The organism is Synechococcus sp. R6-7 (assembly GCF_047461695.1).
Lineage (GTDB): Bacteria > Cyanobacteriota > Cyanobacteriia > Thermostichales > Thermostichaceae > Thermostichus.
On sequence record NZ_JANSHS010000015.1, the window covers coordinates 1 to 5,087 of the forward strand.

The 5,087-nt window shown below is 60.8% G+C and carries 3 protein-coding genes and 1 pseudogene; 1 reads left to right on the forward strand and 3 read right to left on the reverse strand.

Annotation, left to right across the window (positions count from 1 at the left end):
* The 3 genes and pseudogenes from NW815_RS00510 to cas10 all read right to left on the reverse strand — a co-directional run.
* Nucleotides 1-400, reverse strand: a pseudogene (locus tag NW815_RS00510) (CRISPR-associated RAMP protein Csx10); the annotation flags it as partial.
* Entirely contained in the window at nucleotides 400-1,122 is a 723-nt protein-coding gene (locus tag NW815_RS00515) for an RAMP superfamily CRISPR-associated protein (RefSeq protein ID WP_011432243.1), read from the reverse strand. The gene NW815_RS00515 and the pseudogene NW815_RS00510, both read right to left, overlap by 1 nt.
* Nucleotides 1,122-3,437, reverse strand: coding sequence for a type III-B CRISPR-associated protein Cas10/Cmr2 (cas10, locus tag NW815_RS00520; RefSeq protein WP_414390774.1), 2,316 nt, complete (start codon nucleotides 3,435-3,437; stop codon nucleotides 1,122-1,124). The genes NW815_RS00515 and cas10 overlap by 1 nt, the downstream gene beginning before the upstream one ends.
* Before the next feature lie 454 nt (nucleotides 3,438-3,891).
* On the opposite strand from cas10, the gene cas6 reads away from it, so the two are divergent.
* Nucleotides 3,892-5,034: a CRISPR-associated endoribonuclease Cas6 gene (gene cas6, locus NW815_RS00525; RefSeq protein ID WP_041437102.1), complete on the forward strand. Its 1,143-nt coding sequence runs from the start codon at nucleotides 3,892-3,894 to the stop codon at nucleotides 5,032-5,034.
* Nucleotides 5,035-5,087 lie beyond the last annotated feature (53 nt).

Here is a 5,087-nt window from a genome sequence, read left to right on the forward strand (position 1 = left end):
CCCCGGAACCGTCCGGCTCTGTGGGATCGAACGGGATCCCCAGCCGCTGTGAGCAGAAGCGATCCAGGAGCGTGTCGAACACCCCCGTTTTGCCCGCCTCTGAGCGGAAGCCGGGATTGTTTTTCGAGCTGAAGGCCGTGGCCGGCAAGACCTTGCTGCCGGATCCCGGATAGGCGTGGGTAAACACAGCAGGCCGAGCTGCCGTAAACAGGGCGGCCAAATCTCCTTCCAGCGCCTCGGCAGGGCGATGTTGGGTTTGGCTGAGCATGAGGTCGGCCAGAGCACCGCGAATCACGCTGCCGGGAATGTAATCCTGGGCCTCGCTGATGGAGCCGCCCGGCTTTTGCCGACCGATGGCCAAGGGAGACTGAGCCGTTAGGGTGAGTTGAATGGCTTCCATCAGCTCCCTCCCTGGGCCAAGAAAGCCCAATCGGCTGCGGTGGGCTGGAGAGCCTGCAGGGATCCAGGATCCCAGTGCAGCCAGCCCAAACCTGCGGATTTGCTGCCCCCCAGCGCGATCAGGTGGTGCAGGGCCGCCAACAGGAGAGTTTTGCCCCAGGAAGGGCAATCGGGCAAAAGCTGCAGGGATCCGGAAAAAGTCAGCTCAGCCGCGGGAGAGGTCTCAATGAGGTAGAGCCGCTGATCCTCGGCGGTGCGGCGGCGGCGGTTGAGGGTGACCCCAGGGCGAAGGGTTGGTTCCAGAGCTGCTGGCGGCACCTCGCAGACGAGATCCTCCACCCACAGGCGGGCAGGCAGGGCCGGATTGCCGAATATCTGGCAGACCAGACAATGGGATCCGGCGTAGCCCTCCACCTGGTATTCGGGGCGGTGGAAATTTCCTGCGCTGCCCTCCCGCTGCGGACACATGCGCTCTGGGTCGGGAGAGCGGCAAATGGCCCAGCCCAGGCCACGGGCCAGTTTCTCGCACTCGTGGCGCAGCCGCCCCTTCAGTTGGGAGCCGGGAATGATCAGCCTGCCAAAGGCATCTTTGAGCAGGGGCTTATCCGCCAGGGAGCCGCTGGAGCCGCCGGCTCCCACCGCCAGGGCAGAGGCGAGGGTGGCCCTCAAAGGGATAGAGGTGATCGTTCGCCCCGCTTGGGGCAGCTCTGCCAGTCTCACCATCACTCCACCTCCGCCAGAACGGGCCGACCCTCGGCCTGGGGCTGTTTTTGCACAAAGGCGTACAAATCCACCAGATCCCGCCAGATGGTTTCATAGGTTGGCGTTGACGAGGATACCTGTGGCTCAACATACATCCAGGGGGGAAGGTGGCCGTCGTTGGTTTTGGCCTTGCACCAGGTGCGCTCAAAAGCCTCCATCAGCGGCTGCCCCTTTTTGCCCAGGCGGCTGCGGAAATAGAGATAGTTGAGGGTGGCGGTGCGTTTGCCTTTTTCCAAGAAGCTGCGAATCTGATAAAGCTGGGAGCGAGGAAAATTGGCCTCCTGCAGGGCTTGTACCGTTCTCAGCAACCCGTGGATTTCCGGGACGGTATAGGGGCCGGCGTAGAGCTTGAGGGTGTGGCTGTTCTGGCGGATCTCCAGAGCTTCCCGACGAAAATCCTGGATGCTGGAGACAACCAGGGCGACCGACTTCAACGAGAGAAAGTCGATGGTGGCCACAGAGCAGTCCTTGTCTTTGGGCTTCAGCTTTTTCGCGTAGCTCTTGGCGGATTTCAACAGTTGTTCGGTGAGCTTTTCGGCGTAGTAAATGGGGGTGTCTTCCGAGGCGATCAGCACCCCCACCGAGGCGGAGAGCCGACAGAGCTTCCGATCTGCCGCCGGGTAGCGGTGAGGCACCTTGCCGGAAGATTGAGCTGCATAGGTTGCCGAGGTGTCCAGCAGGAGCTGCTCAAACTGCTCACAGAAGGTGGCGGCAATTTCCAGGGCTTTGTGGGCAGGCACCACCACCAACACATCGTCTCCGCCGATGGTCAGGATCTCGAAGGGGTGGATCCACTCGCCGTTGCGGTCTCTGCCGGTTTCCGGATCTGGGGATAGGCCGTGCAGCCGATGGGCCTGCAGGTGCTGGGCGAGGGCGTGGTAAACGGCTTTTTCCGTTGCCTCGGAAACATCCCGGCTAAATTGTCGGTAGGCTTCTGGGGTTTGGATCTGCTGCACATAGCCCCCCATGTCGTTGCCATCGGCGTAAAGGTAAGCCACAAAGCCCTGGCTGCCCAGGCTGGCGTTGGCCACTTCCCGTAGAGATTGGGCCTCGCCGATCCCCTGGACAGATCCCTGATGGGGCTGCAAATAGCGCTCCCGGTAGGGCTCGCCGGCGGGAGAGTTGAGAAAGCGGGCAAATCGCGTTACCCAGCTTTCCACAAAGCCGGGATCCCAGGTGGGGAACTTGCGGAACCACCCTTGCTTGCCTGTTTCAATGCGCTTGGCCTGGCGACCCACCAGGGCTTTGCGAGCGGTGGCTTCCGAGAGCCAGGGCTGATCGACCAGGTCGGCTTTGGCGATGGCAGGGCGACGGTCGGTGCTGTCGCGGCGCAGGTAGGGATGGGTTTCAAAAAAGGCGGGATGGGCGCGGCTGGGGCGACCGGGATCCGGATTGCCGTTGCGGCGGTGGTTGAAGCGGGCGGCCAGGTAACCCACCAACTCGTTGAAACTTTTGCGGTCTTGAAATCTGGCTTCGCTGCCATCCTCAAAATAGGCTCTCACCAGGGGATGAGTTTTGTGTTGCGCCAGCCAATCCAGCCAGGGGGTGCGTTCGATGGGATCCCGCAACAGGCCGTAGCGCAGTTCCAGCAGCCGAAAGGCGGATCCCACGGCGCAGGCGTTAGCGGTGAGGGTTTCTTCGGTGTAGCGCCGCTCGATGGCCTCACAGAGATCGTCCACATGGGCCGCCGGGCAAAAGGCCAGGAGATTGCCCCCGGTGGAGTAGATGATGAGCTCCGGGATCAGGGCTTGCGCCAAAGCCGGGTAGTGCTGCTGCAGCCAAGGCCGGATCTGCTCGGCCACATAGGCCCTCAGCTCTGCTTGAGACTCTTTCCCCAAACCTTCCCATCCCAGGTAGGTTTGCTCGGGATCCCCGAAAAAGGCGGGCAGATCCACCAGGTTAATGCGATCCAACAAAGCGGAGGCCCCGCGGATTTCCGACAGCTTGGCCGACTCGAAGACATAGCTCTTGATCTTGGTGGCCCCCCCGTAAACCAAGCCGATGCGGGTTGTCTGCTGCCACAGCTCCGGGTAGCGGGATTGCAGCTCCGCCGGGGTTCTGGGAAAGGTCTTCGCCGCCATGCTCTCCTGAAATTGGTGCACCTGAGCCAAAATGGGCCGTAGCTCTTCTGGGATCCCGGCCTCGTTGTCGGCGCGAACGGCGGCCCGCATCTGCTGCAAGGTCTCCAGGGCAAACTGGGGATCCCGCTGTTCTCCCCACGCCAGGCACCAGGCCAAGGCAACAGGAACGGGAGAGGGAGCAGAAGTAGGGGTCATGAGCAGCACCTGCGAAATGCGAAAAAGGAAGACAAGTCTTGGACAGGGCTTCCATCGGCTGCGACGGACAGATCCCTAAAGGCTGGGGGCAATTGGCCTCGATTTTTAATCCTTCGCGGAAGACCAAAGCCCTTCAAAAAAGGGTTTGCCGGTTGGGTGGGTAACCAATCGAATCAAGCCGAGAGATGCCATTGAGGTTACCGATTGTTTCAGCCATATCCGATAAACGCTCTCGCCTCATGGTTTTCAGTCCTCTAGCTTGCTAGCAGTATAGATCGAGTGCGATGGGTTGCAGACGATTTCAAGGCTTTCTTCAGATTGTGAGATTTTTTCTGCCTGTACAACGGGCAATTCGAGAGTAAACCCAATAAGAAGGGATCCCTTCTAAAATTTTCTCAATGGAAAGTTGGGTTTTGTGTTGATTGTTGCTGTGGACTGGGAATGGGCTGTGCCTATGCTGAGTTTCTCAGAGCCATCTGCTGATAGAGAAGCGAACGGCAAGTGGCCGACGGGATCCGAGTTGGTGGGGATCACCTTGGAAGTTCAGGCTCCTCGGTCTTACCTGCTGGATCCCCACTATGCCAAAGGGCTGCACGCCTGGTTCTTGAGCCAGGTGCAAGAGACAGACCCGCAGCTATCGGCCTATTTGCACGATGGAGAATCGGAGAAACCTTTTACCCTCTCCCGGCTGATGGGGCCGTTCCGCGAGCAGGGGGGGCGACCGCTGATCCCGCCTCATCTCCCCTTCCGCTGGTGGATCACCGGCCTCAACCCGCCGGTGGTGGAGTGGCTGCGAGGGTGGTGCCAACGGCTGCCCACCTGGCTGGAATTGCGGGGATCCCCGCTGCAGATCCTGGGATGGCAGATCTCGATCCCCCCGCGCACCTATCGTCAACTGTTGGAGCAGCCTCTTTCCCCCCGCTCCTGGAGCCTTTCCTTCGTCTCGCCCACCAGCTTTCGCCACCGGGGCCACCATCTGCCGCTGCCGATCCCTCGCAACCTGTTCCACAGCTATCTGCGCCGTTGGAACGATTTTTCCGGTCTGCCCATCGAGGCGGAGCCTTTTCTGGATTGGGTGGATGGGGAAGTGATCATCCAGCGGCACCGTCTGGAATCGGTCAAAACCACCGCAGGTCGCCAGGGATCCGTGACGGGATTCATCGGCTGTGTGCAGTTGGCTGTCTCCTCCCGTGCGCCTGAGCTGTTGCAGCAGCAGCTCCAAGCCCTGATCCACCTTGCCCCCTACTGCGGCACCGGCCACAAAACCCCCTTTGGGCTAGGGCAAACCCGCCTGGGTTGGTTGGCCGAAGAGCTACCCGCCTCCCCTGTCCCTTCCCGGGAAGAGCAGGTGGCCCAGCGGATCGAGGAGCTGAGCGCCCTCTTTCTCAGCCAGCGGCAACGACAAGGGGGATCCCGCGCCGAAAAAACTGCCCAACTGTGGGCGACGATCCTGGCCCGCCGCGAAGGTGGAGAGAGCTTACAACAGATCGCCGCTGATTTGGAGATGCCCTACGAGACGGTGAAGACCTATGCCAAGCTGGCCCGCCGCTCTCTCCAGTCTGGATCCCAGGACTACTCGTCGAGCAGTCTTCCCTAGATGACTTGAGGTACTTTGTTGAGCCTGATACATTCACGCTGAACTCTCCTGAA

Bases quoted from the DNA above. Each gene is read 5' to 3' on its own strand.
- NW815_RS00515 (WP_011432243.1), bottom strand. From the start codon at position 1,122: ATGGTGAGACTGGCAGAGCTGCCCCAAGCGGGGCGAACGATCACCTCT.
- cas10 (WP_414390774.1), bottom strand. From the start codon at position 3,437: ATGACCCCTACTTCTGCTCCCTCTCCCGTTCCTGTTGCCTTGGCCTGG.
- cas6 (WP_041437102.1), top strand. From the start codon at position 3,892: ATGCTGAGTTTCTCAGAGCCATCTGCTGATAGAGAAGCGAACGGCAAG.